The sequence below is a fragment of the Dietzia maris genome, from assembly GCF_014144855.1.
In the GTDB taxonomy this organism is placed as follows: Bacteria; Actinomycetota; Actinomycetes; order Mycobacteriales; family Mycobacteriaceae; genus Dietzia; species Dietzia kunjamensis.
The window spans coordinates 1-3,595 of the sequence record NZ_JAALDN010000409.1 but is presented as its reverse complement, the minus strand read 5'-3'; the positions used below and the strand labels follow the sequence as shown (position 1 = coordinate 3,595).

The 3,595-nt window shown below is 69.9% G+C and carries 3 protein-coding genes; all 3 read left to right on the top strand.

The genetic code is table 11. The annotated features are described in order from the left end of the window. On the top strand, positions 1 to 1,990 hold a 1,990-nt coding region (gene infB, locus G6024_RS13270), incomplete at its 5' end, for a translation initiation factor IF-2 (RefSeq protein ID WP_159148898.1). 112 nt (positions 1,991 to 2,102) lie between these two features. Beyond that, the gene (gene rbfA, locus G6024_RS13265; RefSeq protein WP_159148897.1) at positions 2,103 to 2,564 is read left to right on the top strand and encodes a 30S ribosome-binding factor RbfA; all 462 of its coding nucleotides are present in this window, start codon (positions 2,103 to 2,105) and stop codon (positions 2,562 to 2,564) included. Then, positions 2,561 to 3,559 (top strand): DHH family phosphoesterase, encoded by a 999-nt coding sequence (locus G6024_RS13260; protein WP_096905342.1) that lies wholly within the window; start codon positions 2,561 to 2,563, stop codon positions 3,557 to 3,559. Before rbfA ends, G6024_RS13260 begins: the two co-directional genes overlap by 4 nt. The last annotated feature ends 36 nt before the right edge of the window (positions 3,560 to 3,595 follow it).

Genomic DNA, 3,595 nt, shown 5'->3' with positions numbered 1-3,595 from the left:
CGGCGGTGCCCCCGCAGCCGGTGGCGGCGGGTTCCGGGGTCGTCCCGGGGGCGGCAACCGTGGCCGCGGTGGTGCCGCGGGTGCGTTCGGTCGTCCCGGTGGCGCCCCGCGTCGTGGTCGCAAGTCGAAGCGACAGAAGCGTCAGGAATACGACTCGATGCGGGCCCCGGAGGTCGGCGGCGTCCGGCTTCCCGACGGTCGCGGGCAGGTCCTGCGACTGGCACAGGGTGCTTCGCTGAGCGATTTCGCGGACAAGATCGACGTCAACCCCGCGCAGCTGGTCCAGGCCCTGTTCAACCTGGGTGAGATGGTCACGGCCACGCAGTCGGTCACCCCGGAGACGCTGCAGCTGCTCGGTGAGGAGATGGGCTTCAAGGTCCAGATCGTCAGCCCCGAGGACGAGGATCGCGAGCTGCTCGATTCGTTCGACCTCTCCTTCGGTGAGGACGAGGGTGACGAGAGCGATCTCGAGATCCGTCCCGCGGTCGTCACGGTCATGGGTCACGTCGACCACGGCAAGACCCGCCTGCTCGACAGCATCCGGTCGGCGAAGGTGGGCGAGGGTGAGGCCGGTGGCATCACCCAGCACATCGGCGCCTACCAGGTGACGGTGCCGGTCGACGACGTGGATCGCACGATCACCTTCATCGATACGCCGGGTCACGAGGCGTTCACCGCCATGCGTGCCCGCGGCGCGAAGTCGACGGACATCGCGATCATCGTGGTCGCGGCGGACGACGGCGTGATGCCGCAGACGGTCGAGGCGATCAACCACGCGCAGGCGGCAGAGGTGCCGGTCGTGGTCGCGGTCAACAAGATCGACAAGGAGGGCGCTCAGCCCGACAAGATCCGCGGCCAGATGACCGAGTACGGCCTGGTGCCGGAGGAGTACGGCGGCGACACGATGTTCGTCGACATCTCCGCCAAGCAGGGTCTCAACATCGAGTCGCTGCTCGAGGCGGTCGTCCTGACCGCCGACGCGTCTCTCGACCTGCGGGCGAACCCGGACATGGACGCGCAGGGTGTCGCCATCGAGGCGCACCTGGACCGCGGTCGCGGTCCCGTCGCCACGGTGCTCATCCAGCGCGGCACGCTGCGGGTCGGCGACTCGATCGTCGCCGGCGACGCCTACGGCCGCGTCCGACGCATGGTCGACGAGCACGGCGAGGACGTCACCGAGGCGACCCCGTCGCGTCCGGTCCAGGTCATCGGCCTGACCAGCGTGTGTGGCGCCGGTGACACCCTGATGGTGGTCGAGGAGGATCGGACCGCACGGCAGATCGCCGACCGTCGTAACGCGCGCAAGCGCAACGCGATGGCCGCCCGTAGCCGTCGTCGGATCAGCCTCGAGGACCTGGATTCGCATCTCAAGGAGACGAGCCAGCTCAACCTCATCATCAAGGGCGACAACTCCGGTACGGTCGAGGCCCTCGAGGAGGCCCTCCTGGGGATCGAGATCGACGACGAGGTGCAGCTGCGCGTCATCGACCGCGGTGTCGGTGCCGTCACCGAGACCAACGTCAACCTGGCGGCCGCCTCCGACGCGGTGATCATCGGGTTCAACGTCCGGGCGGAGGGCAAGGCCACCGAGCTGGCCAACCGCGAGGGCGTGGACATCCGGTACTACTCGATCATCTACCAGGCGATCGACGAGATCGAGAGCGCGCTCAAGGGCATGCTCAAGCCGATCTACGAGGAGAAGAAGCTCGGCCAGGCGGAGATCCGCAACATGTTCCGCTCCTCCAAGGTGGGCAACATCGCGGGTTGCATGGTGCTCGACGGCATCATGCGGCGCAACGCCAAGGCCCGGCTCATCCGGGACGGCAAGGTCGTGGCGGAGGAGATGACCATCTCCTCGCTGCGTCGCGAGAAGGACGACGCGACCGAGGTCCGCGAGGGCTTCGAGTGTGGTCTGACGGTGACGTACTCCGACATCAAGATCGGTGACATCATCGAGACCTACGAGCTCGTCGAGAAGCCGCGCGACTGACGTCGCAGGGCACTGTCGTGGGGGCGGGATCCGTTGGAGACGGGCCTGCCCCCGCGGCATGCTCGTCAACCCGTGGTCGCCGTGCGACCGCATCACGCCAAGGAGGATCCCCATGACCGGTAAGGGACGCGCGGGACGGCTCGGAAAGCGGATCGGCGAGATCGTCGCGACGGCCATCGAGCACGAGATCAAGGACCCGCGGCTGGAGTTCATCACGATCACCGATTCGCGGATCACCGCGGATCTGCGGGTGGCGACGCTGTACTACACGGTTCGTGGCGTGACCCTCGACGAGGAGCCGGACCACGAGGCCGCGGAGGCTGCGTTGACCGCCGCGCGGGGCCGCCTGCGCACGATGGTCGGCAAACAGACCGGGGTGAAGTTCACCCCGGAGTTGACCTTCGTGCTGGACTCCGTGCCGGACGCGGCGCGCCAGATGGAAGAACTGCTCGCCAAGGCCCGGGCGCAGGACGAACAGGTCCGGCGCGTGGCCGAGGGGGCCCGTCCGGCGGGCGACGAGGACCCGTACCGCAAGCCGGAGGAGGCGGACCGGCCGGAGGACGAGGATCGGTGACCGAACCGGTGGACGCCGCCGGCGCGGCGGACGTGTTGGCCCGTCACCACGAGGTGACCGTGCTGTGCCACGTCCGCCCGGACGCGGATGCGCTCGGTAGCTCCTCCGGTCTCGCGCGGGCGTTGCGTGCGCGGGGCGTGACCGTCCACCACTCGTTCGATCCCGGCGTCGTCCCGGGGGCGATGGGGGCCATCCCGGGCACCGACCGGGTGGTCCCCCTCGCGCAGGTCCCCGCCCATCGGGGTCTCGTCGTGACGTTGGACTGCGCGAGCCCGGACCGGGTGGGCCGGTGGGGCAGGCTCGCCGACGCGGCATCGGAGGTCCTCGTCGTCGACCATCACCGGTCCAATCCCGGATTCGGTTCCCACATGCTGCTCGACCCGGACGCCGCGTCGACGGCGTCGCTCGTCCTGGACGTCCTCGACGCGGGCGGGTTCCCCGTGGACGCCGTGACGGCCACGAGCCTCTACGCAGGGCTCGTCACCGACACCGGATCCTTCCGTTGGGGCGGCGCGGACTCGCACGAGACCGCCCGACGACTGCTGGCCGCGGGCGCGGAGACCACCGAACTCACCCACGCCCTGCTCGACGCGCACTCGTTCGCCTGGCTTCGGGTGCTGGGCGGGCTGTTGAGGACGGTGCGTCTGGAAGCCGACGCGGTGGGCGGGCGCGGATCGGTGTGGCTGGCCGTCCCGCACGAGGTGATCTCGGTAGCGGACGAGGACGACGTGGAATCCCTCGTCTCGCACCTCCGCGGCGTCCGGGAGGCCCGCGTGGCGGTTCTCCTCAAGGAGTACCTGCCCGGCGAGTGGGCCGTCTCCCTCCGCTCGCGACCCGGTGGCCCGGGTGCAGGCGTCGTGGACGCCGCGGACGTCGTGGACGTCTCGGCCATCGCGGCCGCGCTCGGGGGCGGCGGTCATCCGTCGGCCGCCGGCTGCACGATGCGCGGTGATGTGGAGACCATCAGCACGAGGCTCCGTGAACTCCTCGGCTGACGTGACGCACACCGGGCCCGATCCGGCCGTCGGGCT